This is a genomic window from Candidatus Nitrosarchaeum limnium BG20 (assembly GCF_000241145.1).
Lineage (GTDB): Archaea > Thermoproteota > Nitrososphaeria > Nitrososphaerales > Nitrosopumilaceae > Nitrosarchaeum > Nitrosarchaeum limnae.
In genome coordinates this window covers 1-915 of sequence record NZ_AHJG01000214.1, presented here as the reverse complement: position 1 = coordinate 915, position 915 = coordinate 1, and the positions used below count along the sequence as shown (strand labels likewise).

At 34.3% G+C, this 915-nt stretch carries 2 protein-coding genes and 1 pseudogene; 2 read left to right on the top strand and 1 reads right to left on the bottom strand.

The window, feature by feature from the left end; genetic code table 11:
- Positions 1–346: pseudogene (locus BG20_RS07530) on the top strand (dihydroxy-acid dehydratase); the annotation flags it as partial.
- Between the two features lie 68 nt (positions 347–414).
- Entirely contained in the window at positions 415–609 is a 195-nt protein-coding gene (locus BG20_RS07525; RefSeq protein ID WP_007401680.1) for a hypothetical protein, read from the top strand.
- Positions 610–611: 2 nt separating this feature from the next.
- On the opposite strand, the gene BG20_RS07520 is transcribed toward BG20_RS07525, so the two are convergent.
- A partial coding sequence (locus tag BG20_RS07520; protein ID WP_048097158.1) for a hypothetical protein occupies positions 612–915 on the bottom strand: 304 nt, incomplete at its 5' end.

Below are 915 nucleotides of genomic sequence, written 5' to 3'. Positions count from 1 at the left end.
AGAAATGCTATCCACTACTGCAGCACTAGTAGGTCAAGGATTAGGAAAGAAAGTTGCAATGGTAACTGACGGCAGGTTTTCCGGAGGTACACGAGGATTCATGGTAGGGCATGTAGCCCCTGAAGCATATGTTGGTGGACCTATTGCATTAGTAAAAAACGATGATGAAATTACAATAGATACGGAAACTAACATAATTGATCTTCATGTATCAGCTGAAGAATTAGAAAAAAGAAGAAAACTCTGGAGTCCACCAAAACCAAACTATACAACAGGCGCTTTAGCAAAGTATGCCACATTAGTAGGCTCTGCAGCACAAGGTGCAATTACTAGTCCAAAACTGTGATTAAACTAGTTTTAGAAAAAAAATAGATTTTGCATAAATGTTTATTTTTTGAGAAAATTTACAAAGACATGGGGAATTGTTTTGTGTGTGGAAAAAAGAAGTTAGATTATGAAGTTTGGTGGAACAAATTAGCTGTAGGAATTACTTATGACTCTGAATTTCAAAATAATGAAATCATTTGTAGCATGTCTGAAAAATCAATGATATGTCACAAATGTATTAAAGAAATAGAAAAAAGTATTGAAGAAAAAAAGAAACGATGAAACTAAATGGTGCGGTATTCTTCAAGATTGAGCATTGGGAGTATTTTTTGGATTATCATGTCATGATTCGATGAACGTTCAGTGGATAGAAGTAAGAGGTCTCTTTCGAGATAAATTGTAATCCATTTCACATTATCTCGTGATTCAATAGTCCAATTTGTTTTACCAAGTTTTTGATCAAAGACATGATTCATTTTTGCTTTTAGCATTGCTTCTCGATGAACTAGTTTAGTTTCAGGCACACTCAAATGAGGAATCATTCCTCTTTTTCGTCTATATGCCTTGAGTCTACCACATTTACACAGT